Origin of the sequence: Arthrobacter halodurans (assembly GCF_041877255.1) — a bacterium.
GTDB lineage: Bacteria > Actinomycetota > Actinomycetes > Actinomycetales > Micrococcaceae > Arthrobacter_N > Arthrobacter_N halodurans.
Window position 1 is genome coordinate 221,552 of the sequence record NZ_JBHDLJ010000004.1, and the last position, 23,919, is coordinate 245,470.

Genomic DNA, 23,919 nt, shown 5'->3' on the forward strand with positions numbered 1-23,919 from the left:
TCCCTTCGCGATACCCCCGGTCGCTCGGACCGCGCATGGAGGAGCAGTCCGGTCACCGCGACCAAGGCCACGGCAAGGCCAAGGCTCGTACTTAGGGGCACAGCGCCACCTTCTGGGCGGGCGCTGTCGCGGCGGAGACGGCGGCGGACCTGCGCATCGAGCCGGGCCCCCTAGCCCTGCTCGCGCCCGGGAAGCGCCGCGCCCCGCAGGAACGCCGCGTAGTCCTCGCGCGCGTCGTCGTCGACCATGGGCTGCTGGGAACCGTACCGGCCATCGGTCCGGTCGCGTTTCGGTCCGGACACCCAGTACTCGTCCCCGGATTCGACGTCGTAGAAGTTGGAATCGCGATTGGCGTGCGCGGTTCCGGCCACGCGCCGAAGGACGTGGTCGCGAAAGCAAGCGGTCCGCCACGACTTGCTGAAGCGCAACCGGGCGATCCACGCGGGTCCCCGGTCGGCGTCGTACCCGGTCTTGAGTTGCACGTACATGATCCGCTCAGGCATTCATTCAGCATAGGTTGGCCCGGACAGGAGCTGGCCGGACCACGCGCCGCACAACCGGTGGTTGGTTCCGCGACTCTTCCTGCAGAGGCACACGCGATTCCCAGACACGAGGAATTCCACCACAAGGTCAGGGGCCGAGCGCCGGTGTGGTCCGTCCGCGTCCAACCGAACGGGGCCTAGAATGCGATCCGGCACGAGTCCGAAAGCGGAAAACCACAGGACCCGGTTCAGGGAGGGGAGGCGTACGCGTCATGCCGTGGCAGAGGATAAGGCCCGGATACCCCGTGCCGGGAGAGCTTTTCACACTTCTCAAGGAGTCGAAGCTCGTTTCCGTCGGGGACGAGGGAGGCGACCGTGACAGCTCGGTATTCGAGGTCAAGCATGCCTCCCTCTGCGCCACCGTCGTCTGTTCCAGGCATGCCGGTGTGCCTGACGGCACGAGCTTCCAGGCCGCCCTCATTTTGCTCGAACGAGGGCACGGCACCAACTCAACGGGTTACGGCACCCACATCAAGGGCCACTCGGCGCCCGAGAGGGCGAAGTATGTGGAAGCCTGGATGCTCGCCAAATCCGACGCCACCACCGTTCCGCGCCTCCAGCCGATGGGACGTCCCTGCCGGCCCGCCGACCTTGTCGAAAGACTCGCCGGCTGGGGCCTTGCCGGGTTGATCCTCGACCAGTCGGACACCAACCTCAAACTCGGTAGCAGCGAGGTCACCGTGGCCGTCGCCTTCCACGAGGATCCGGCCATGGCCCGGGTGCTTCCCCGCGGTATCGCCGTCCCTCTCCAGGGAAGTGCAGCAGGCGAAACAACCTCCTGGGTCATGGGCCTGCTTGAAGGGGCCACCCGCACTTCCGACGTGGACGAGTGACGCGTCCGCGTGACGCCGGTTCGCAGACGGAGACGTCGCCTCGCATCGGGTCGGTAACACTGACAGCCCATCAATCCGCTCACCCCTCGGATGATGCCAGACTGGGGGCATGGATGACGAAAGGACCGACGACAAGTTCGTGCGCTCTGGACTGCCGCTACATGGACTACGCCGCCAGCCAGGCGGTGGGTATGTCTAGGCTCGAAATTGTCAGTGTGGAGGAACTCGAAGAATTCTTCCGATCAAGTGGGTCAAGGCATGCGGAAGGCAGTGTCGCGTCGGAAAAACTGGGGAAATCAACGGCGCTCGACCATGCGCGAGTCTTTCGCATCGATATGGTCGAGCGTGTCACCTCCAGATTCGGTCGGCTCATGTCGAGACTTGGGTTTGGCCCGGACGCCGATTTCGACGACACGTACCTATTGATACGCGTAAGGACGCCGCGCTATATCGAATCAGACCCTGTCCTGGGTGAGATCTTCTCAAAAGCCACCCTGGTGTGGGACGAGGCAACCATGGAACGTGTGCGGTCGCACGCGCAGCAGCACATAGATGAGGCCAACAAAGGCCGCCTCGGTCCCGATGAAACCTACCTATCAAGACATTTCGTGCTCGGATCATTTAGCGAGAGTGGATCGGAAGTGCCCGGCTTTCCCACCACTTCATCCCAAGGGCCATACACGGACCCCGTCTGAAGCGACCGGGGCCACCAACGATTTTGTCCACTCGTGTTCCGCGAGGACTTGTTCTAACGGCTACATTTGACCGGTTGTGGCTCCACGCGGATCCCGGTCAGCGTTGTCACCGGGTTTGAGAGAGGCGGCAGCGGAGGGGGAGAGGAAGCATGGTCCCTTCCGCTCTGCTGTTGATTGCCCCTATTCTCATCCCAGCGGTGCCCAAGGCACGGTCCTGACGTCGCTGGTTGCGTAGTCCACGCCGCCGATGCGCATCTCCCGGACGATGCCGAGTTCCAAGTCAACGATGGCTTAGCCCGCCTCCACCGGACTCGAAGGCTCGTCGCGGTGCCCGAAATTCAGTCGCACTCTGCCTTCCCCGTCCGGCTCCGCGGAGACAACGCGATGGCTGTCGCTCGCCCCGCCCCAAATCGGCAGATCCACGGGACTGAACATTGCGAGCACCACAGGGGTCATGGGGAAGTGGGGACGATGCTCTGGGTTGGGTTGCTCCCCACCCTCGGCGCCGAGCAGCAAACCGTCCGAGGGGCGGTACGACATCGTGAAGTTGTCGGTGGCAAGCTAGGAAGTCGACCAGATGGCCCAATCCGTTGTCCATGGGACTCCCCTAAGTTGTTTCCGCCACCGCACCGAGGCCGTCAAACAGGCGTACCAGGCACCAACTGCGTCGCCAAGCGCCCTACCGCCCCCGCCGACAGGCAGATCGCCAACGCCCTCCGGTTCACGGACTCGGGCCCGCCCGCCACCCACGTCGCCCGGGACCTCGGCATGTCCCCGGCGACCCGCTACCGCAGGATCACCGGCGCCCGAAACTGGATCACAACACTTCAGGAATGTCATCACGGTTCAGTGCTGGCACTGGGCATCCCGGCATATCGTACTGGGTCCCAATCGGCTATAACGTAGCGGTAACACATCCCCGATTTCACTGGGTTCGGCGTGACTCGACCGGCAGGGGGCGAGGCCGTCTCGTCGTGGCCCGGCCCTTCCGGTCCGGGAGCACCTGAGAAAGGTAACCGCCTTGCCAACTCGACGCGAAGCCACGCCGCCCCCGGATCCAAAACGGGCCTCAGCACAGGCCCGGCCGAGACGGACGGGCCAAGACGGTTCCCGGCGCGTGGTGGGGATCGATGTCGCAAGGGGCGTGGCCCTGCTCGGGATCGTTGTCGTAAATGTCCTGCCGAACGAGACCCCGGAAGGCGAGCCCATGATCGTTGGGGCGCTGCTCGCCGGCCGGGCCGCCGCCCTCTTCGCCCTGATTGCCGGGATTTCCATCGCCCTGCTCTCGGGTGGCAGTCGGCCTCCGACGGGTCGGACGATGACCGCGAACCGGGCCGCCCTGGCACTGCGCGCCCTGCTCATCACGACGATCGGCCTGCTGCTAGGCCAGACGGACGCACCGGTGGCGATCATCCTGCCGTACTACGGGATCCTCTTCCTGCTCGCCGTCCCCCTGCTGGGCCTGGGGCTGCGTGCCTTGCTGGTCCTGGCCGTCGTGTGCGCTGTGCTCGGCCCCGTGGCCATGCAACTGGTCCGCGCCGGGTGGCCGGACATGCCCCTGGTCGACGGCGAATACACGTTCGCCCTCGCCGCCGCCGACCCGGGGGTGTTCCTCACCGACATGCTGCTCACCGGGTTCTACCCGGCGCTGCCTTGGGTCGCGTACATCTGTGTGGGAATCGCCGTCGGACGCATGGACCTCGGATCACGGAAGACCGCGGCCGTCCTCTTGGGCGTGGGAGCCGCATTGGCCGCGTCCATGTGGCTGCTGTCGGTCCTGTTGCTGGGCCCGGGCGGGGGCTTGGACCGGATCGAAGCCGCCACACCCCTGCTGGACCGCGGCGAGATCGACGAGATCCTGGCCTTCGGCCCGGACGACGAGACCAGAGCCGACGCACTGCCGTCCACCACAGGCTGGTGGCTGGCCATCCTCGCCCCCTACTCCTCCACCCCCGTCACGATCCTTCATACGCTGGGGACGTCGCTGGCCGTCCTCGGCGCCGTGCTCCTGCTCGTCCCTCTTCTTGGCCGGACCACCGCACCGTTAGCCGCGGCCGGCTCGATGACGCTGACCCTCTACTGCGCGCACGTGGTCATCCTGGCCGCCGAGATCCTCGACCCGGAGCGCCCGGTCATGTCCATCGCCATGCAATGCATCCTGTTCCTCCTCGCCGCCGTTCTGTGGCGCAACGCCGTCGGCAAGGGCCCACTCGAGTCCATCGTCGCCGACGCCACCGGCTGGCTCCGCACGCTGGTTCTCACCGGCCGGCGCCCCGGCCCGCCACGAGACCCGGCACCCGGGTAGCGGGCGCGCAGCGATGGGTGGCGGTTACCCGCGACGTCAGGCTGGGGTTCGCTCCAAGACGTCCGGAACCGCCCGTCGGCTGGCGGTTCACCAACTTTTGGGGGAGCCATGAAGCACACCAAGTCAGTCATGCTCGTCCTGGCTGGCCTCTCGCTCACCGCCTGCGGCCAGCCGGGCAGTTTCGACAGCGTCGAGGACATCCGGACCGTTATCGAGAAGTCCGGCGTGGATTGCCCGGCGTCCGAACCGAAGCTCGTCCAAGAGGGCACCTACGGGCGGTGCGGCGAGATCAACTACATCCTCCACGACGCCCAGGAACAGGCCAGGACCCTCCAGCAGGAAGCGCGGGCCACAGGCTACGCGGGCCTCTTCATGCTGGCCGGAGACACCTGGTCCATCATGATCCACGGTAAAGGGGAGCAGGCAGAGAGAATCGCCAAGGCGGTGGGCGTCGACTCCGAAAGACTGGGCAGCTAGCGCTTCAGCCTGCTTGGGGACGTCCAGAGATCTCATCAATGGCCCGCCCCCGGACTTATTGGGACGCGGGGAATCGAGACACACGGCGTTCTTACGGAGCCCTTTCGCGGCACGCTGTGGCAAGCGATCAGGATCAATCGAGGCATGCCGCCCGACTACCGGCTTCGTGCCGCGCCGACGAACACGATGGGCTGCTAGAACTGGTACATGGGATGGCTCGACAAGTGGTTTAACGAGAAGGACTGGCCGAAAGACCCAGCTTTGGACCCGTTCCGGAACTCGGTCTGGAGACTCTCTCGGGACGGCACGGCTGTGGGGCGGATAACCACGTCCGTCATGCCTATGCGGTCCTTCCCGCTGCTCGGGACCAAGCAGGAGCCTCTGTGGTCCCAGGTGCACTGGATGGATGGGCGCCACGAGTACTGCGAGGAGGACTATGGGCCTGAATGGCCCGTAGTGGAGGAATTGCGCGGTGGGCACTTCCGCACATTCGAGCCCGCCGGGGGTAACGAGATCGACTTCGAAGCCGTGACTGTCATGGGTGCCGAGCGAGACCGACTATGGGCGTTCCTGGAGCACGGGCTCGAGCCGCACGCGCGGGGATAGGCTTCGTGCGCCGCGACGGCCCGGGTCTTCCGGGTAGGCAGCACCCAAGGGGGGCGTCTCCCCTCAGCGATTGCAGGCGACCGCTGGTAGGACGCGCTTCAGGCCGATGGTGTCGAAACCGCAGCGAGCATCCATAGCGTTGACAATCGGCGACACAGCCAGGCTGCCATCAAAAATCCGCAGTTCCAGCCCATGTTCGGTCACAGACGTCCACGCATGAAGTCGCCGTTCAGCCGTCGGCGTCGAGCTTGGCGCCGCACGGCCGTCGCGGACCGCAAGTTTGCCCGAGGGCTGGGGTGCGAGGATGGGCGGATGAAGGACAATCTGGAATCGGTCCTCGAAGGACCCCGGGGCCGCCGGCTCTGCCTCGAGCTCGCGATGGAGCTCGACCCGGACGTCAGGGACGCCGTGTTCCGGCTCGGGTACGACCTCGATCCCGGGAAGGGGAAGTCAAGGGTCATGTTTGGTGCCGGCTTCGACGACACGGGCCCGCCACCTCCCTCGCCGTCACCGGAGCAGCTGGCGGCCGCACTCGCTTCCCTGAATCCCGCTGCCCTGAACGACTCGCTGATCCAGGCGGCTCTCGGGCGCTCGGTCGACACCGCAAGGTACTGGCAGGCCCCCGACGGCGAAGACGTGCTCGCCGGGCTCCCTGTGATCCGGGCGGCTCTGCTCCCCCTCGCCGCCCAGGTCCTGGACTCGCCCGGCACGCAGTGGTGGGCTGAGCCCGGCCGCGCTCTGCAGTGGGCCATCGACTGGCGACCCTCGGACGACCCGGCGCCGCTGACCAAGGACCCCCAGCAGACCCTGGCGGCGTGGGGACGCAACGTCCGCGCCGAGGAGGCTCGGGCCTCGCGCGAACGGCCGCGCGCCGCCGACGCCAACTGGTCGGGATCGTGGTGGTCGATCCCGCACGGACTCGTCCACACCGTCGGACAGATCCCGGCCGGACTCAGCCTCGTGGAGGATTCCCAGGGGTGGGAGCACGCGACCGTGATCACCGTTCGCGGAGCAGGCAGGACCCTCGAGATCCGCACCGCGGAGGATTGGATATCGCTGTGCCGCGCCCTCCCGCTTGAGGTCACCGGGTCCCGCCGGCACGATTGGTTCCGCGCCACCGGACGCGACGGGCGGTGGGTGATCCCGGACTGGGAACGCGGCGCATCCGAGTGGGACGCCGTGCACCTCACCGTGCTGGGCTACCTCGGGAGCGCGACGCGCGCGCTCCAGGTCGACGCCGGCACCGCATCGGTCATCGCCGGATGGGACCCCGACAGCACGATCTGGCTCACGGACGTCGCCCGCGAAGGGGAGGGCCCGCGGCAGGCATGGCACCGCGCCCCCCACGACAACACCTGGATCCGGACGCCAACGCACCCCGTCGGCGCTTCCTGGCCCATCCCCGACCGAAATGGCTGAGTTCCCAGCCACAGACGGTGGTGTTGGTGCCGCGGCTGCTCCGCTGGTGTGGCGACTGACAATCTGTGCGGCGACTGCCCCGTTCAACAGGTGCCACCATCGATCGATGGTTAGCATCGAGCCATGACCGACTGGATGTCACCCTTGCCGCGCACCACGATTGGCAAGACAACGTTTTTCGTCGACGAGGAACGTCCCGTGGCCCTGGTCCGTCGCGAAGCCGAGCCTGATCTGTTTCTCGCGTGGCCGGAACTTGACGCCGGACTGTTCGTCCCACATGTGTCGGTTTACCCGGCGTCGGACGCGCTGTGGGTCGTGTACGAGAGCGACGATGACGGCGGTGACGACCACTACCCGGCCTTGCGGGCACCGTCCCAGGTGCTCGCGGTGCGCATCGGCACAGACGGATCACTGGGCCATGTCCGCACCGAAGGAGTCTCGGTCGTGGGCGCGACACGTGCCGGACTATGGACGAGCGACTCCATGGGCGAGAAAATCGACGACGATTACCGCGGTGGTGACCTGCCGACGGACTGGGCGGCTCCAACGACGCTACTCATCCACCTGCCCGGGCGGCCGACACGAAGACTGGAAGTGGACCGCTACGTCAACGCCGTCCAAGAGGAAGACCAGGGACACGTGCTGTTCGTGAACCCGTCCCCGCCCGTGGCCCACCACGACGGGGTCGGAATCGACTACGAATACCGGTGCGCAGCCCTGGCTGTGGGCACGCATGATCAATGGCCCACCCACGTGAGGTTCAGGGACTTCGTTCCCCAGGGCTGGGGGACCCCTGTCGCCCCGGAACGGCTCGGCCGGGACCACGACCCTTGGGCTACGGGCCAGGATCCCGTGCGAATCGACCTTTCCTCGGTGGATGGGACCCATTGGCAGCGGGTGACCTTGACCGATGCACAGAAAACCCAGGCGGTAAGTGCGCTGGCGGAGCAGTTCGCCAACGCTGATTCCTACTGGCGAGCGGCGGATGGAACCACCAGTCCGCTGGCCGAGGGTGTCCGCGAAACACATGTGGGCGTCCTCGGTGAGTGGCCCCGAACCGTGGTTCAGGTCACGTGCCGCCACCCCTATTTTCCCGCCGGCAGGATCCGCCGCAGCATGAGGGTCTTCGACGATGCGGGACGCATCAAGTTCGACCGCTACGCAGGTCTCGAATTCATGGAAGACCTAGACACCACTGCGCTCCCGGACATCCGCGAAGCGAGGGACGGGGTCCTGGACGTCTAGCGCGGGGCAGGCCTAGGGGATGAGGCCGGTTCCGCGCATGGAGGACCCCGAACCGCCGTCTGGCTGGGTGTCTTGGCGCTGGAAGTCCAGGCCACCGGTTGCCGACCGTGATGTTCCTCTGCGTCGTGATGGGTCAGTGGCCCTCGGAAGAATCCCCGTCGCGAAAGCCGGTCCGCGGTCGGGAGGTGGGATGCCCGGGGCGTCGGGCGGTTCGCCGGTCGAGGATGGACGCGGCCGCGCAGGCCGTGGTCAGAACCAGGGCCATGGCCGCAGGGGCCCGGTCCGATCCGAGGGCGACGGCGCCGGCGCCGGCGAGGGCCGTTCCGGCGGAGCCGGCGGTGATCTTCAGCGCCCCCACCCAGACGAACACCTGGGCCCGTGCCTGCCGCGGGGCGTACTCGCTGCGCGCCGCGAGCGTCGCGGCGAAGAAGCCCGCATTCAGGATCCCCGCGGCGGCGTAGGCGACGGCCGTGACCACGAAGCCGTCCGCCACGACCAGGAGGGCCAGGGCCGCGGCGACGGCGAACGCGAACCCCGTCATCAGCCGGTCGGCGTCGCCCTTCGGGGGCCGGAGCATCAGCCCGGCGGATCCGGCGAGGTTGCCCAGACCGTAGGCGGCGACGAGGATCCCCGCGGCGGCCGGGCCCGCGCCGAGCCGGTCCGTGGACACGACGGCGGCGATGGGCAGGACCGCGACGGAGAGGGCGACCGTCACCGTCATGTACAGGGTGCGGCGCAGCGGCCCCGAGGCGAGCATGAGCGCCAGGGTGCGTCCCGGTCGCGGGACGTCCAGGCCGGCGGCCAGCGGCGGGGCATAGGGCAGCAGCCCCACGAGGGCGGCGGCGGCGAACGTGGCGGCCGTCAGGATCAGCGCCGCGACGGTGGGGCTGGCCCAGGAGGAGGCCGCGGCGACGACGGCGGGGCCTATCGTGCCGCCCAGTCCGTAGGTGGCGACGTCCCAGCCCTGCGCCCGGCGCTGGCTGTCCCGGCCGGGTCCGGCGATGGCGGGCAGCCTACTGCTGATCCCGCCGGTCAGCAGGGGCCCGGCCAGTCCGGAGGCCGCGAGCAGCAGCGCGGCCACGACGGGCCAAGTGTGCGGATAGAGCAGCACGGCCGCGGCGAACGTTGCGCCGTGGAGCACGCACGCGAGGGCGATGACCCGGCGTCCGTCCCGGGCCGTGTCCAGGCTCCGCGCGACGAACGGCCCGAGCAGGTGTGGCGCGGTGATGCTCGCGCCGAGCAGCCCCGCATGCCAACCCGGCGCGCCGCTGCCGGTCACCAGCAGCACGACCGCGACAACGGCGCCGCCGTCGGCCGCGCGGGGCAGGGTCGCGACCGCGACATAGCGGGCCAGCCCGCCCGGACCCGCTCCCCCGCCCCGGGCCCTCTCCTTGTCCCGTCCCGGCGGCCGCGGTGGGCTCCCCGCCGGAGGCGTTCGTGAGGAACGTGCGCGGTGGGCCGGAGACAACCCCGAGGAACCGGCTGAATAGAGGAGAGACGGCGGTTTCGGGTAGCGGCCACCGATCCTCATCGGGACGCCGACAAAGCCGCACATGACGTGTCAACCAAGCGAAATATCGCGAGATGGGTGCGGACACTCAGGACTATCTCACGTCGCCGTTGTTGTTCCCGCTGGGAGGGACGCCTTGGCTGCGGGCTGAGCGGGCAGCACGCGCGGCAGTGCCAGGGCGGACATCAAGGCGACCATCACCAGCGGTACCCATGGCGTACCTGGCCACCACTGGTGCCGTTCGGTGGCGTCCACCAGACGACCCAGCACCATGTTGCCCGCCAACACCGCGACGCCTCCGCTCGTAGCGACCAGCCCGTACCCCGCCCCCAGTCCGGCGGAGAGGCCCCGTGGAAAGTAGTCGGGCACGAGCGCCAGGATCATGGGCGTGATGGCCATGTGTCCCAGCACCAGAAACGCGACGACCGCGGCGATCGGCGCGAACGACGTGCTCGGCGGACCCTCGGGATCCACCGATGTGGCGGCCGCGACCGCGAAGGCCACGGCCAGCAAGGCGAAGCCGGCCGAAAGAGTGGGTCCCGGACCGATCCTGCGTGACGCCGCGGCCACTGGCAGCTGCAGGGCAAGGGTAAGGACCGAGGCCAACAGGAACAACCCGCCCATCCATGCCTGCCCCAGACCGCGCCGGTCCAGCTCGACGGGAACCGCGAAATACAACTGGTTGTAGGCCAAGAGGTTGACCGAAGCCAGGAGACAGAAGGCGAGGAATCGTCGATCGCGCAGGCACCCGCCGGCGGGGCGGAGTGAAGCCGGGGAGCGTCCCGCAGCGCCGTCCCCGTGCGTCTTGTCCGGTGGCAGGCGCCACCACAGCAGGACGGTGATGACCGCGAAAATCCCGATCCCGGCGGCGAGGGCGGCATCGAAACCCCATCCCAGAAGCGCGGTCCCCAGCAAGGGGCCGAGCACGGCACCGGCTTCTCCGGTGATCGCCAACCACACGAAGACGGAGTTCCGCTTGGGGTTGACTTCCGTGGTCCTGTCCGCCACGGCCAGCCGTGCCTGCAGCGCCGGCGAAAAGAGGGCCCCGCCCACCCCGGTGAGCACTGCGCCAAGGAGGAACAGCGGCAGATCCGAGGCCGCGAGCAACGTGCCATAGCCACCAATGCGCACCAGGCAGCCGGCGAGGATGGACCGTCGTGCGCCCCACCGGTCCGCGAGCATCCCGCCAAAGAGGAACATGCCCTGCTGGCTGAACGTGCGTGCCCCCAGCACCAGCCCGATCGCCGCCGCCCCCCAACCGAAGTCGGAACGCATGGCGCCGGCCATGAACGGGACTACGGCGTAGAAGCCAAGGTTGAACACCAGTTGTGCTCCCAGAAGCGTGCGCGTCTCCGGCGAGTAGGCACGAAACGGCATCCACCAGCTCCTGGGTCACGGGGTGCGCGTCGACATGGAAACCTCCGCGCCGGTCCCCTCAATTTCGGGTTGCTTAGAGTTTCCCCTACCTTGACCCACCGTGCGCAATCGTCAACGACGGGTGCCCGCGGCGAGAATTTCCGAGTGACGAGGATTATGACACCCCGGCATACGCCAAAGTCGACGGAGTAGCTAAGGCTGGCCTAAGCTTCTTCATGGCCATCAGCGGCCGCTCCCCCACCCGCGAGTTGTTGCGGGCCCCGAATCAAGGTGGTTTCTGTGCGCGCATCCTTCCCTTCGACCCTGGCCTTGGGGCTGGCGGCTCTCGTGGCGTTGACAGGATGCGGCTTCAACGCCCCCGAAGGCGGAGCGCCGACAACGGCCGGCGCCAACCAGCGGATCGTCGTGGACAACTTCCGCGCCCCCGTCGCCGACTGGGCGCTGGAAAGCGACGCGGCCTACATCCTGTCTCTGTCCGGCTGCCTCGAGACCCTCACCCGCTACGACGAGTCGGAGGGCAAGGTCGTGTCATCGCTCGCGACGGAGTGGAAGCAGGTGTCCGACCTCGAATGGGAGTTCACCCTCCGCGACGGGGTGAGGTTCCAAGACGGAACCCCGCTCACCGCCGACGCCGTCGTGACGTCCCTGCGCCATGTGCTCGACGCCGACGTGCCGGCCCGCGCGTTCAACCCCACCGTGGTCAGCGACGTCGAGGCCACCGACGCGCGCACGGTGCGGATCACCACCCCCTCCGCGAGCCCACTGGTGCCCTACCGGCTGGCAAGCGTCAACACGGGGATCCTGTCCCCGTCCGCCTTCGCGGGCAAAACCGTGGATCCGTTCGGGACGTGCACCGGCCCGTTTGTGGCGGTGTCGGAGAAGCCCAAGCAGTCCGTGACGCTGGACCGCAACGCGGACTACTGGGGCGGGGAGGTGCAGCTCGCCGGGGCGGAGGTCCGCTTCATCACGGACGGCGCGACCCGGGCGACCCAGGTGCAGACCGGGGAGGCGGACATCTCCCTGTCCGTCCCCGTCTCCAGCCTCTCGGCGCTTGAGGCGGCGACGGACGTCGAGGTCCTCAAAGCCGACTCGCCCAGGACCGCGACCCTGTACATGAACAACGGCCGGGCGCCGTTCGACGACGTCGACGTCCGCAAGGCGGTCGGCGCCGCCATCGACCTGAATGCTTTGGCCAGCAGCGTCTACGAGGGAGCAGCGCTGCCCGCCAACGGCCCGTTCGCCCCGTCGGAACCGTGGGCCGCCGATGACGCTCCCACGCCGGTCCAGGACGTCGCCGTCGCGCGTGAACTGCTGTCCAAGGCGGGATACACGGCCGACCGCCCGCTGGAGATCATCGCGATCGTGGAACGTGCAGAGTTCGCGGACGTGGCGACCGTCATCCAAGAGAACCTCAAAGCCGTCGGCGTGCCGGTGGAGATCCGGACCGCGGAGTACGCCGCCGTCGAACCAGACCTGTTGGCCGGCGACTACGACATGGTGCTCAGCCAGCGCAACCGCCTGATCGACATCGCGGATCCCATCGGCTTCCTGTCCGCGGACTACACGTGCGACGGCGGGTACAACCTCAGCCACTTCTGCGACGAGGACTACGACAAGCTGGTGGCACAGGCATCAGAGACCGCCGACGCGCAGGAACGCTACCGGCTCTACGGGGAGGCGGGCAAGATCCTCCAGGAGCAGGCGGTGAACGTCTGGCTCGTGAACGAGCAGGCCATCGACGCCGCCCGCACGGCCGTCGGAAACCACACGCAGGATCCGCTGTCCCGCTATGTTGTTCGCGCGGAAACCAGCAAGTCCGGTTCCTAACCCCGTGGGTGCCGGCCAGCGTGCCCCGAGAGGGCACCGCGCGTGATGGTTTTCCTGGCCAAGAGGACGGCCGCACTGGTGGCCTCCGTCCTCCTGGCGTCCTTGGTGGTCTTCTTGGTCCCCTACGTCACACCCGGGGACCCGGCGCGCAAGATCATCCGCTCCCGGGTCGCCGGTGAGCTTGTCGACGATTCCACGGTGCAGGCACTCACCGCCGAGCTCGGCATCGGCGACCCCCTCCTGGTGCAGTACCTGCGGTGGCTGGGACGGTTCGTCCGCGGCGACATGGGACTGTCCTACACCAGCCGCACGCCGGTGTCCGAGCAGGTCCTGCCGGCCCTATGGGTCACCCTGAGTCTGGTGGTGGCCGCCCTAGCCGTCGCGGCTCTCGTGTCCATCGTGCTGGGAACCGCGGCCGCACTCAGGGAGGGCAGCCTGATCGACCGCCTCATCACCATGGTGACGCAGGCATTCATCGCCATTCCCGAGTACTGGCTGGCGCCGCTGCTGGTGCTGGTCTTCGCGCTCAACCTCTCCGTCCTGCCCTCCGCCGGATGGGCCGGACCCGCGTCCGCGGTGCTGCCCGTCGCCGTGCTCGCCCTGCGGCCCACCAGCTACTTCACGTCGGCCGTGCGCGAGGGGGTGCTCGACGCGCTCGGCTCGGAGCACGTCGTCGCGGCCCGCGCCCGCGGCCTCGGCCATGCCCGGACCGTGCTGCGGCACGTCGTCCCCAACGGCCTCCTTCCCCTGACCACCCTGGCCGCCGTGTGGTTCGCCGGCCTGCTGGGCGGATCCGTGATCGTCGAGGTCATCTTCGCGATCCCCGGCATGGGCCGCCTGCTCTACGACGGAGTGCTGAACAGCGACATCCCCCTCGCGCAGGGCGGCGTCGTCGTCGTCGTCGCGCTGGCCGTCGCCCTGACCACCGCCGCCGACCTGCTCCACAGGATCCTCAACCCGCGACTCAGGAGCCACCATGCGTAGCCGCCCCGCTTCCGTCCTGGCGGCGGCCTCGATCCTGGCCATCGTGGTCGCGGCCGTCGCCCTGTCCGCGTGGATCGCGCCCTACGACCCGGCCGGGCAGGACCTCTCCGCCCGCCTGTCCCCCGCCAGTCCCCAACATTGGCTGGGCACCGACCATTTGGGGCGCGACACGTTCAGCAGGCTCCTCGAGGGCGGCCGCTTCTCCCTCACGGTCGCCGCGCTCGCCACCGTGCTCACAGGGGCGATAGGGACGGCCGTCGGCGTGCTCAGCGCGCGCCGCGGCGGTTGGCTCGACGAGTTTCTCACGCGAACCAACGACGTGTTCCTGGCGATACCGGAGATGGTGGTGGCGCTCTTCCTGGTCGCCATGATGGGCAGCGGCTTTCCAGCACTGCTCCTGGCGCTGACCCTGACCGGGTGGACGCCCTTCGCCCGGCTGGCCCGCGCACTGACCTACGACGTCGCCGCCCGCGGCTTCATCGAGGCCTCCCGCGTCCTCGGGTGCTCGCCGGGGTTCATCATCCGGCGCCACATTCTGCCGCATCTCGCGGGACCGCTCCTGGGACAGGCGACGCTGCGTTTCGGGCAATTCCTCATCACCGTCGGCGCCCTGTCCTATCTGGGCCTCGGTGTTCAGCCCCCACAGTCGGACTGGGGTTCCATGCTTGCCGCGGCGCAGCCCTTTGCTCTGCGCTCCCCGCTGACCATCCTTGCGCCCGGCCTGGCGATCTTCGCCGTCGCGCTGTGCGTCACGGTGATCGGGCAGCACGTTGCAAAGGGCGCCGGCAACCGCCTCCCCGCCGCGGACACCCGGAGCGCGCAGGATGCGTGAGGGCCTGGTGATCGAGCAGCTGCACCTCGCGCGCCGGGATCTCCGGACGGCGGACCGCAGCCTCCTGTCCGGGGTCGACGTCACCGTCGCGCCGGGCGAGTTCGTCGCGCTGGTGGGACCGTCCGGCAGCGGCAAGACCCTGACCGCGATGGCCGTCATGGGATTGCTGCCGCCGCAGGTGCGGGTCGACTCCGGCTCGATCCGGTTGGGCGGGACTGACCTCGGAGGCGCCGGCGACGCCGAGCTCAACCGGGTGCGCGGGGGCCGGATCGGCATGCTGTTCCAGCAACCGAAGCGCATGTTCAACCCCCGCCGCACCATTGCCAGCCACATCGGCGAGCCTTTGCGGCTCCACCGCGGACTGCGTGGCAAGGCCGCCCGAGACCGCTCCTTCGAGCTGTTGGCCGAAGTGGGACTGGAGGATCCGGAGCGTTGCGCACGCTCGTACGCCCATCAGCTCTCGGGGGGGATGGCGCAGCGCGCGATGGCCGCCGTCGCCCTCGCCGGGCAGCCGGAACTGCTGCTGGCCGACGAACCGACGTCCTCCCTCGACAAGGTCCTCGAGCGGCAGGTCATGGAGCTGATCGACCGGGAACGGAGGGACCGCGGACTGGGCGTCCTGTACATCACCCACGATCTTGCGTCCGTCGCCCGCTTCGCCGACCGGGTGCTCGTCATGGAGGCAGGCCGCGTTGTCGAGTCCGGGCCGACCGCCATGGTGCTTCCGGCTCCCCAGTGCATCGCCACCCGGAACCTGCTCGAGGCGTCCACCCTCGCGCCGTCCGCCAAACGCGCGCCGGAACAGTCGGCCGCCACCGTGCTCTCCCTCGACGCCGTCACCAAGCGCTTCGCCAAGGCGTCACAAGGCCGGCCCGCCCTGGACCGGGTCTCGCTCAGTCTCCGGCAGGGGGAGATCCTCGGCGTCCTGGGGCAATCGGGATCCGGGAAGAGCACGCTCGCCAGGCTCGTCGTCGGTCTCGAGACACCGGACGGCGGCATCATCGACCGGCGGACGCCGGAGGGCTCGCCCACGGAAGGCACAGAGACCGGGGTGCAGCTGGTGTTCCAGGAACCACACGACTCCTTCGACCCCCGAATGACCCTGCGGTCCAGCCTGGAGGCGCCCCTGTTGCATCGTCCCGGCACCGCCGCGGACCGCGCCGGGCGCATCCTCCGCGTCTTGCGGGAAGTGGAACTGGGGCCCGAATTCCTGGCCCGGTACCCCCGCGAGTGTTCCGGCGGGCAGCTGCAGCGACTCACGATCGCACGGGCACTGCTCCTGGAGCCGCGGGTGCTGATCTGCGACGAGGCGACGTCCGCCCTGGACACGGTCTCGCAGCGCAGGATCCTGGAACTGCTGCTGCGGCTTCACGCGGAGCACCGGCTGTCCCTGGTCATGATCTCGCACGACATGAACGTCATCCGGTACATGTGCCACCGGGTGGCCGTGCTGTTCCAAGGCTCCCTGGTGGAGGTGGCCGAGACCCGCGACTTCTTTGCCGACCCCCAGCACGGACACAGCCGGGAACTGGTCGCCGCGTCGCTTCCTGTCCGGCGCTAGTCAGCACGCGTCCCACGTCCCTCGGGCCGGGCAGACAGCGTCCTCAGGCTGCGCGCGCAACCGGTGCTGAACGGCGCTTTTTTGCGGCAACGCGAAGAAGCGCCGTTCCTTCACGCGCATTCCCCTAGTGGGACATGCGGAAATGGAGAACAGTGGTCAACACCAGGAACCGAATCACCAGCCAGTGGGGCGCGTCCCCAGGGCGGGCGGTCTGGATCGAGAGGAAGCTCCAGAAAGGGAGTCGCGGCATGACCAACTGGCGAATCAGGGATTTCCATTCGGCCGATCTGGACGGGATCCTGCATCTTTGGGAATCCCTTAAGGCCACCGATGTCGAGCCGGTCTACGCGCTCTCCGAGGTGCTGGCCTCCTGCGAAAAGGACCACGCCGTCGTCGCGGTCCAGGGCGACCAGGTGGTGGGCGCCGCCGTCGGGCGCGCTGCGCACGACCAGGGCTGGATCGTTTTCCTGGCCACCCTGCCGGAATACCGGGGCCGCGGGATCGGCACCTCGCTGCTCTCCGCCGTCGAAAACCGGATGGCCCCGCACGGACTCAACAAGCTCTCCGCGCTCATGCCGGAAGCAGAGACCCGGGTGGATGCGTTCCTTGACCGCGGCTTCGTCCTGAAGCAGAACCTGCGCTACTTCGAGCGGAAGATCCCGGTCCAGCGCCAGGAGCTCGAGCCCCTCGGCCTGCTGGGCGGCCGAATCCTCGCGCGCGACCTCTGGGAAAACGTGGCGGGCATGCGCAACGAGAAGGAGCTGCTGGAACGACGCCTGGTCCTGCCCCTCGCCGAGGCCGATCTCGCGGACGAATTCGGCGTGGTTCCGCCGCGCGCCGTTGTCCTCTTCGGCCCGCCCGGCACCGGCAAGACGACCTTCGCGAAGGCGATCGCGTCCCGGCTGGAGTGGCCGTTCGTGGAGGTGTTCCCCTCGCGGCTCGCCTCCGATCCGCAGGGACTGGCCGGCGCGCTCCGGGAGACGTTCCTGGAGATCGCGGAATTGGAGCACGCCGTCGTCTTCATCGACGAAGTGGAGGAGATCGCCTCCCAGCGTTCGGGCGAACCGCCGTCGCCGCTGCAGGGCGTCACCAACGAGCTGCTCAAGATCATCCCGGCGTTCCGCGAACAGCCCGGCCGCCTGCTGGTCTGCGCCACGAACTTCATCCGCGCCCTGGACTCGGCGTTCCTGCGCCACGGCCGCTTCGACTACGTCATCCCGATCGGACTGCCGGACGGCCGGGCCCGAGAGGCCATGTGGCAGCGCTTTATCCCCGCCGCCGTGGTGGACGGCGTGGACGTGGAGCTGCTGGTGGGCCGCACCGACGGCTTCTCCCCCGCGGACATCGAGTACGCGGCCCGAAGCGCCTCCCAGCGCGCGCTGGAAAAGGCCGTGTACGACGACGGCGCAAGCACGGGAAGCGAGGCGCGGAAGGGACCGGCCACCCAGGACTACCTCGACGCGATCGCCGACACCCGCACCACGGTCAGCAAGGAAGTCCACGAGGGGTTCCTCGAGGACATCGAGGCCCTGGGCCGGATGTAGCCCGCGGAAGGCCACCCGCAGTGGAGGTCCATTCCCTGCCCTGTTCCCGTCCGCGGCCCCGGCCAGTACAGGATCCTCGACTTCGCCGGCACGCATGCAGGCCTGCTGTGGGTTTCTCGCGCCTTGCCTCCCGAGGGGCACCTTCCGTCGGCAGTCGATGCCTCGCGCCGTCGGCGGTCGATGCCTCGCGTCATCCGGTCACAGGTCTCTCTTCCGCCGCCCTCCCGCGGGGCCTAGACTCAATCCACTCGCCCGGAAATCCAATCCGGGCCCCTGCTTCCGGGTCCGGCCCAGTGTCCCGCAAGTGCCAGCAGAACCGGGGACACCGCGGTCCACGGAAAGAATGGCCGGCCCGCCGGCGGACGGCCCGCCCCGGCCGGCAAGAGGGAAAGGTTCGGCATGAGGCTCGTCGTCGACCTCAACAGATGCCAGGGCTACGCCCAATGCGCCTTTCTCGCCCCGGACGTCTTCACCATCCACGGGGACGAAGCCCTGACCTACGACCCCGATCCCGATGCAACCCAGCTCACCAGGATTCTGCGGGCCTCCGCTGCGTGTCCGGTTCAGGCAATCACGCTCGAACGGATGGACGGCGCGGACGGATCGCGGCCTCCGGGGACAGAGCCAGGGAGGGCCGATATCGTCGGGAACGGCGGGGGCGCGTTCAAGAAGTCAGGACGAATCGTCATCGTTGGAGCATCCCTGACGGGACTGCGCGCGGCGGAGCGGCTGCGAGCGGAAGGGTTCAGCGGATCGCTGACGCTGGTTGGCGAGGAACCACACGAGCCATACGACCGGCCGCCGCTGTCCAAGCAGCTCTTGGCCGGCCGGACGCGGTCGGCAGATTCCTCGCTGCCTCGCCACCGTGACATCGACGCCACATGGCGGCTGGGCGTGGCGGCGACCGGCTTGGACTTGGCCGCGAGGCAGCTCCATCTCGCCGACGGCGGCCGGATCGGATTCGACAGGTTGTTGATCGCCACCGGCCTGCGGGCCCGCCCCTGGCCCAACGCTACGGAGGCGGCACTGGCGGGAGTTCTGACGTTGCGCACCCGGGAGGACGCAGCAAGGCTACGGCAGCTCCTCGCAGGGCGACCCCGGCGGGTGCTGGTGATCGGCGCCGGGTTCATCGGCTGCGAAGTCGCTTCGGTCTGTCGCGACATCGGTCTCCCGGTGACCGTAGCGGAGGCAGGGCCGGAACCGCTCGTCGGGGCCCTCGGCGCAACGATTGGTGCGATAGCCGGGGGGCTTCAGATCGAGGCGGGCGTCGATCTGCGTTGCGGCGTCCGGGTCGCGTCCCTCGAGGGTGATGCCGCCGGCCAACTGCGCCGCGCCGTGCTCTCCGATGGCACAAGACTCGAGATCGACGTTGCGGTCGCAGCGCTGGGCGCCGTCCGCAACGTCGAATGGCTCGCGGGCTCCGGCTTGTCGTCCGGCGTAGGGGGCGTCGCCTGCGATGCCGCTTGCCGTGCCTTCGACGCGAATGGCCTGGTCACCGACGACGTGTTCGTCGCGGGCGACATAGCGCGTGCCCCGCAGTCGATGCTCGGCGACGAATTCCTCGCCGTCGAGCACTGGGGCAACGCCGTGTCCCAGGCTGAGGTCGCGGCGCACAACATGGTCAGCGGCGAGACCGAACGGTGGATTCACTTGGCGGTCCCGAAATTCTGGTCGGTCCAGTTCGGCACCGACATCAAGAGCGTCGGGGTGCCCTCGGCGGCCGACGAGGTTGCCATCGTCCAGGGATCGGTGGCCCGCCGACGCTTCGTGGCCGTCTATGGCCGCAGGGGCCGGACCGTGGCGGCGGTCGCCTTCAACCAGAGCAAGTGGCTCGGGTTCTACGAACCGTTGATCGAGCAAGCCGCACCCTTCCCGCCGTCGTTCCGGCATGTCGATGAGCCATCCGATGCCCAGCCCGTGCCGGCGGGGTTCCGGCCGGTGGCCAGCCCCGCCCGGGCCGCGACCGTCGTCACGACCGGTCAAGATCCCCATCAACTCCGCGCCGGGTTGACCCGTCCGTCCGCAGACGACACACCCCCGCGGGGGCCGACGGAAACCGCACGACGTTCAGAGGGGACACTGCCATGACCGCGGCCAGCGCCTGGGAGCAGGTCCTGGACTACTCCAACAGGGCCAACCCCTACCCGTTCCACGCCGAGCTCCGCAGGACTCCCGTGACGAAGCTTCCGGACGGGACCTACGTCGTGAGCACCTACGCCGAGATCGCCTCGCTGCTGCACGACCCGCGGGTCAGCTCCGACATCAGCCGCAACCCGGCCGCGGCCGCGGCGGGCGCAACCGGGGACGACCTGGACGGCCCCGGCATGTCACCGACGTTCCTGAGCATGGACCCGCCGGACCACGACAGGTTTCGACGGATCGCCATGCGGCACTTCGGACCGCCCACGACGCCGGGCCGGGTCGCCGGAATGGAGGTGAGGATGAGGGAAATCGTCGCCGAACTGATCGACGGCATGGCGGACCGCAACCGGATCGACGTTGTCGACGACTTGGCATATCCGCTGCCCGTCACCGTGATCTGCGAACTTCTTGGCGTGCCACCCGGCGACGAACGGCGCTTCCGGGTCTGGGTGGACGTCGCCCTGCAGTCCACCGACCCCGGCCTGGATCCCGAAACCCAGCAGAAAAAGCGGGCCGAGGCCGGAACGGAACTGGGGGCCTACATGGAAGAGCTGGTCGAAGCCCACCGGAAGTCACCGGGCAACGACCTGCTCTCGGCGATGGCCACCGACGACGGCCCGGAAGGCCGCATGCCGGCAGAGCAACTGGTGAGCACCGGTCTGCTCCTGCTCATTGCCGGACACGAAACCACCGTGAATCTCATCTCCAACGGCGCACTGACCCTGCTCCGCCACCCGCACCAGCTCCAAATGCTGCGCAGCGACCCCGACCTGGCGATCCCGATGGTCGAGGAGCTGCTGCGCTACGAACCGCCCGTGCACTTCGTCCCCTTCCGCACGGCCCTCGACGACATCGACATCGCCGGCACGACCATCCCCGCAGGATCCTCGCTCACGCTGCTCCTGGCCGCGGGCAACCGCGACCCCGCCCACTTCACCGACCCCGACCTGTTCATCCCGGAGCGGCGCAACAACCAACACCTCGGCTTCGGAGGCGGCATCCACCTCTGCTTCGGCGCGCCACTGGCCCGGCTGGAAGCCCAGATCGCCCTCACCGAATTCGCCGGCAGGATCCGGAACCCGCGCCTGGTCGCCGATCCCCCGCCCTACCGGCCGAGCCCCTTTCTCCGTGGACCATCCCACCTGCCACTGGACATCGACGGCGTCGCCGGGAAAGAGCACGGCCGGCCGGGCCCCGGACCACCACCGCCGACACCTGCGGAATCCCATCCCTCCCCGGCGGGCACCGACGCCCAGACAGGTCCCGCGCGAGGACTTCCCCGGTGAGGCACGGTGCTGGAGGCCAGCACGCGGCCCGTCGGGGCGGCATCGAGCCGCCGCGCCGTCCGGCGGCGCGCGGGCATACTGCGGAACCAACCACACGGGGCACGACGGGAAGGCAATCCGATGCGCACGTTCGGGGTGGAGGAGGAGCTGTTGCTCGTGGACGCAACGACGCTGGTGCCCATGCCGGCTGGGACGTGGGACGTGCCCTTGGAAGAACGAGCCGGCGGCAGCGGGCACCGGCTGACCCTGGAGCTGCAGCAGGAACAAATCGAAATCGACTGCCCACCCCAGCACACCCTGGCGGGACAGCTTGAGGCGATCCGCTGGGGCCGCGCGCTGGCCGACGGGGCCGCCGCCACGATCGGGGGACGGGCCGTGGCCCTACCCACGGCCCCGGGCCCCGTCACCCCGCACCTGGTTCCGAAGCCGCGGCACCAACGGATCAGGGAGCAGTTCCGCCTCGTCGCGGACGAGCAGCTCACGTGCGGCTTCCATGTCCACGTTGCCGTGGAATCCCGGGAGGAGGGCGTCGCGGTCTTGGACCGCATCCGCGTCTGGGTCCCGGTCCTGCTGGCGCTGAGCGCGAACTCCCCGTTCTGGAACGGCGCCGACAGCGGGTACGCCAGCTACCGCTACCAGGTCTGGTCGCGGTGGCCCACCGCCGGTCCCGCGGAGACGTTCGGGTCGGCCGCCGCCTACGACGGCCACCTCCAGGCCGTGCTCGCGAGCGGGGTGGCGCTGGATCCCGGCATGCTCTACTTCGATGCCCGTCTGTCCGAGCGCTATCCAACCCTGGAGGTCCGGGTTGCCGACGTTTGTCTGGACGTCGAACACGCCGCCGCGATCGCCGCGATCGTCCGCGCGCTCGTCGAAACCGGCGCCAGGGCCTGGCACACCGGAACCGAGGCACCCGCAGTGTCCGCGGCCGTGCTGCGGACGTGGACCTGGCAGGCCAGCCGCTACGGCCTCGACACCAACCTCGTGGACCCGACCACCGGGATCCCCCGTGCCGCCGAAGCCGTGGTGTCGCAGCTCCTGGACTTGGTGCGCCCGGTCTTGGCCGAGTACGCGGAGGAACGAACGGTGGAGACGGTCATCGCCGACATGCTCGCCCACGGGACGGGCGCCCGACACCAGCGCGACGCCTACGGCGTCGGCAACGACTTGGGGGACGTGGTGTGCGCCGCCCTCGAGGCAACACACCGCGCCCCGACCATCGTGGCGGCACGCGATGGTCGGGAAACCAACCAGCGGAAACAGGACCTTCCGGAGCTCTGACAGGCGGAGGCCCTGCGACCTCCAGCCGCACGCCCCCGTCCGGTTCCCGGTGGCCCTTGCCAGACACAACGGGGTCTCAGGCGCCCCCGCAGCGGGAACGCGCCCGCGGGCTAGTTCGCGAAGGCGCCCGCGCGGACCAGCGTGATCGCCGACTGCACGGCGCCGAGCAACACCACGCCGTCGCCGTGTTCGGAGGCCACCAAATCCGCCCAAGACAGGGTGCTGCCCCGCCCCATGAGCTCGCGCGTGCGCTTGAGCACCGGCGCGATGGCGGGGGCGATGGCGCCGGCGATGATGATCCGCTCCAGGTCCAGCATGCCGGACAACAGCATGGCGACCGGGGCGAGGCGCCGCGCGAGGACGTCGACGATTTCGAGCGCGAGCGGGTCGCCCTCCTCGGCGGCCGCGAAGACCTGCCTGGCCTCCGGCTCCCCCGTCGGGCAGGCCGCCAGCATCCCCACGAGCCGGCCCTCGTCGGCGGCGCGCACCAGCTCGACCCGCGCCTGGTGTGCCAGGCCCAACGCCGAATCCACGCCACCCACGAGGTCCAGGACGCGCAGCTCCCCCACCGCACCGCGCGGTCCGCGCAGGAGTTGCCCGTCGATGACGACGCCGGAGCCGAACCTTTCTCCGGACAGCAGCGTCGCGTAGGCCCGCACGCCGGCGTCCGTCCCGCTCGCGTGTTCCGCGAGGGCGGCCAGGTTCGCGTCGTTGTCCACGACGACGTCCCAGTCACGGTCCGCGAAGACGTCGACGAATCCGGGGTTCATGCGGCTCCAGAAGTTGTCCAGCTCGTCGTTGGGAGACTCGCCCGCCGCGTCCACGGGAGCGGGCACTCCGACCACGAGCGCGGACACCCGTTCGGGGTCGACGTCGGCGTTGGCCAGCACGTCCAGCACGAGGGACTCGAGCTCCGCGCGGCGCTCCGCGCCGGAGGCCTCCGGGTCCGCCGCGCGCCGCAGCCGCGCGAGTTCGGCGCCGGCCAGGTCGGCGACGGCGGCCGTCATGGAGTGCGCTCCCGCGTCGACCCCCACCACGTAGCGGCACTCTGGGCGGAACGCGTACCGGCGCGCGGGACGGCCCTTCTCGTAGTCCCCGGCCTCGCGCGCGTTGGCGAGCTCGGCCAGCCAGCCACCGGAGACCAGGTCCTTGCAGACCGCGAGGACCGTCGCGCGGGTCAGGCCCGTCGCCGCCATCAGGTCGGCCGCCGTGAGCGCGTTCCCGGACCAGGCGGCAGCGAGGATGCGGCGCGCGCTGCCGACCCGCGGCGAGGGCGCGCCGCCGTCGTACACCCGCGGCTCGCCGCGCCTCGTCGCGAGGTGACCGGCCCGAATTCCCTCGACGCTCTTCATGAAGAGGATTATAGACGCGCATAAATTTACGTGCTAATTTATCTACGACTTCCTGTGGCGCCGGTCACACCACCCCGCGCCCACGCTCACACCAAGGAGACGAA

At 69.1% G+C, this 23,919-nt stretch carries 18 protein-coding genes; 14 read left to right on the forward strand and 4 right to left on the reverse strand.

What is annotated here, in order from left to right; all coding sequences use genetic code 11:
- Nucleotides 1-170: 170 nt before the first annotated feature.
- On the reverse strand, nucleotides 171-503 hold the full coding sequence (locus ACETWP_RS07130) for a hypothetical protein (RefSeq protein WP_373971523.1): 333 nt from the start codon (nucleotides 501-503) through the stop codon (nucleotides 171-173).
- A 251-nt stretch (nucleotides 504-754) separates the two neighbouring features.
- Between ACETWP_RS07130 and ACETWP_RS07135 the strand changes: the two genes are divergently transcribed.
- The 6 genes from ACETWP_RS07135 to ACETWP_RS07160 all read left to right on the forward strand — a co-directional run bounded on the left by ACETWP_RS07135 (nucleotide 755) and on the right by ACETWP_RS07160 (nucleotide 8,122).
- The gene (locus tag ACETWP_RS07135) at nucleotides 755-1,375 is read left to right on the forward strand and encodes a hypothetical protein (RefSeq protein WP_373971524.1); all 621 of its coding nucleotides are present in this window, start codon (nucleotides 755-757) and stop codon (nucleotides 1,373-1,375) included.
- Nucleotides 1,376-1,536: 161 nt separating this feature from the next.
- Nucleotides 1,537-2,070 (forward strand): hypothetical protein, encoded by a 534-nt coding sequence (locus tag ACETWP_RS07140; protein ID WP_373971525.1) that lies wholly within the window; start codon nucleotides 1,537-1,539, stop codon nucleotides 2,068-2,070.
- Between the two features lie 1,120 nt (nucleotides 2,071-3,190).
- Nucleotides 3,191-4,375, forward strand: a complete 1,185-nt coding sequence (locus tag ACETWP_RS07145) for a heparan-alpha-glucosaminide N-acetyltransferase domain-containing protein (RefSeq protein WP_373971627.1) — start codon at nucleotides 3,191-3,193, stop codon at nucleotides 4,373-4,375.
- Between the two features lie 108 nt (nucleotides 4,376-4,483).
- A complete protein-coding gene (locus ACETWP_RS07150) occupies nucleotides 4,484-4,852 on the forward strand; it encodes a hypothetical protein (RefSeq protein WP_373971526.1) in 369 nt (122 codons plus the stop codon).
- Between the two features lie 918 nt (nucleotides 4,853-5,770).
- Nucleotides 5,771-6,877, forward strand: coding sequence for a hypothetical protein (locus ACETWP_RS07155; protein ID WP_373971527.1), 1,107 nt, complete (start codon nucleotides 5,771-5,773; stop codon nucleotides 6,875-6,877).
- A 123-nt stretch (nucleotides 6,878-7,000) separates the two neighbouring features.
- Nucleotides 7,001-8,122 carry a hypothetical protein gene (locus tag ACETWP_RS07160; RefSeq protein WP_373971528.1) on the forward strand — a complete coding sequence of 374 codons (1,122 nt, stop codon included), beginning with the start codon at nucleotides 7,001-7,003 and terminating at the stop codon, nucleotides 8,120-8,122.
- Nucleotides 8,123-8,255: 133 nt separating this feature from the next.
- Here the strand turns inward: ACETWP_RS07160 and ACETWP_RS07165 are convergent, their stop codons facing one another.
- Together ACETWP_RS07165 and ACETWP_RS07170 are read right to left on the reverse strand one after the other, a co-directional pair.
- Nucleotides 8,256-9,410: an MFS transporter gene (locus ACETWP_RS07165; RefSeq protein ID WP_373971529.1), complete on the reverse strand. Its 1,155-nt coding sequence runs from the start codon at nucleotides 9,408-9,410 to the stop codon at nucleotides 8,256-8,258.
- A 321-nt stretch (nucleotides 9,411-9,731) separates the two neighbouring features.
- The gene (locus tag ACETWP_RS07170) at nucleotides 9,732-11,009 is read right to left on the reverse strand and encodes an MFS transporter (protein ID WP_373971530.1); all 1,278 of its coding nucleotides are present in this window, start codon (nucleotides 11,007-11,009) and stop codon (nucleotides 9,732-9,734) included.
- Nucleotides 11,010-11,288: 279 nt separating this feature from the next.
- On the opposite strand from ACETWP_RS07170, the gene ACETWP_RS07175 reads away from it, so the two are divergent.
- The 8 genes from ACETWP_RS07175 to ACETWP_RS07210 all read left to right on the forward strand — a co-directional run bounded on the left by ACETWP_RS07175 (nucleotide 11,289) and on the right by ACETWP_RS07210 (nucleotide 22,463).
- Nucleotides 11,289-12,836 (forward strand): ABC transporter substrate-binding protein, encoded by a 1,548-nt coding sequence (locus ACETWP_RS07175; RefSeq protein ID WP_373971531.1) that lies wholly within the window; start codon nucleotides 11,289-11,291, stop codon nucleotides 12,834-12,836.
- Between the two features lie 42 nt (nucleotides 12,837-12,878).
- Nucleotides 12,879-13,820, forward strand: coding sequence for an ABC transporter permease (locus ACETWP_RS07180; RefSeq protein WP_373971532.1), 942 nt, complete (start codon nucleotides 12,879-12,881; stop codon nucleotides 13,818-13,820).
- Nucleotides 13,813-14,652, forward strand: coding sequence for an ABC transporter permease (locus tag ACETWP_RS07185; protein WP_373971533.1), 840 nt, complete (start codon nucleotides 13,813-13,815; stop codon nucleotides 14,650-14,652). The genes ACETWP_RS07180 and ACETWP_RS07185 overlap by 8 nt, the downstream gene beginning before the upstream one ends.
- Nucleotides 14,645-16,213 (forward strand): ATP-binding cassette domain-containing protein, encoded by a 1,569-nt coding sequence (locus ACETWP_RS07190; protein ID WP_373971534.1) that lies wholly within the window; start codon nucleotides 14,645-14,647, stop codon nucleotides 16,211-16,213. Before ACETWP_RS07185 ends, ACETWP_RS07190 begins: the two co-directional genes overlap by 8 nt.
- 248 nt (nucleotides 16,214-16,461) lie before the next feature.
- Nucleotides 16,462-17,757 carry an ATP-binding protein gene (locus ACETWP_RS07195; RefSeq protein ID WP_373971535.1) on the forward strand — a complete coding sequence of 432 codons (1,296 nt, stop codon included), beginning with the start codon at nucleotides 16,462-16,464 and terminating at the stop codon, nucleotides 17,755-17,757.
- 399 nt (nucleotides 17,758-18,156) lie between these two features.
- The gene (locus tag ACETWP_RS07200) at nucleotides 18,157-19,845 is read left to right on the forward strand and encodes an FAD-dependent oxidoreductase (protein ID WP_373971536.1); all 1,689 of its coding nucleotides are present in this window, start codon (nucleotides 18,157-18,159) and stop codon (nucleotides 19,843-19,845) included.
- Nucleotides 19,842-21,185 (forward strand): cytochrome P450, encoded by a 1,344-nt coding sequence (locus tag ACETWP_RS07205; RefSeq protein WP_373971537.1) that lies wholly within the window; start codon nucleotides 19,842-19,844, stop codon nucleotides 21,183-21,185. The genes ACETWP_RS07200 and ACETWP_RS07205 overlap by 4 nt, the downstream gene beginning before the upstream one ends.
- Before the next feature lie 120 nt (nucleotides 21,186-21,305).
- Nucleotides 21,306-22,463: a glutamate--cysteine ligase gene (locus tag ACETWP_RS07210; protein WP_373971538.1), complete on the forward strand. Its 1,158-nt coding sequence runs from the start codon at nucleotides 21,306-21,308 to the stop codon at nucleotides 22,461-22,463.
- Between the two features lie 110 nt (nucleotides 22,464-22,573).
- On the opposite strand, the gene ACETWP_RS07215 is transcribed toward ACETWP_RS07210, so the two are convergent.
- Entirely contained in the window at nucleotides 22,574-23,815 is a 1,242-nt protein-coding gene (locus tag ACETWP_RS07215; protein WP_373971539.1) for an ROK family protein, read from the reverse strand.
- Nucleotides 23,816-23,919: the final 104 nt, after the last annotated feature.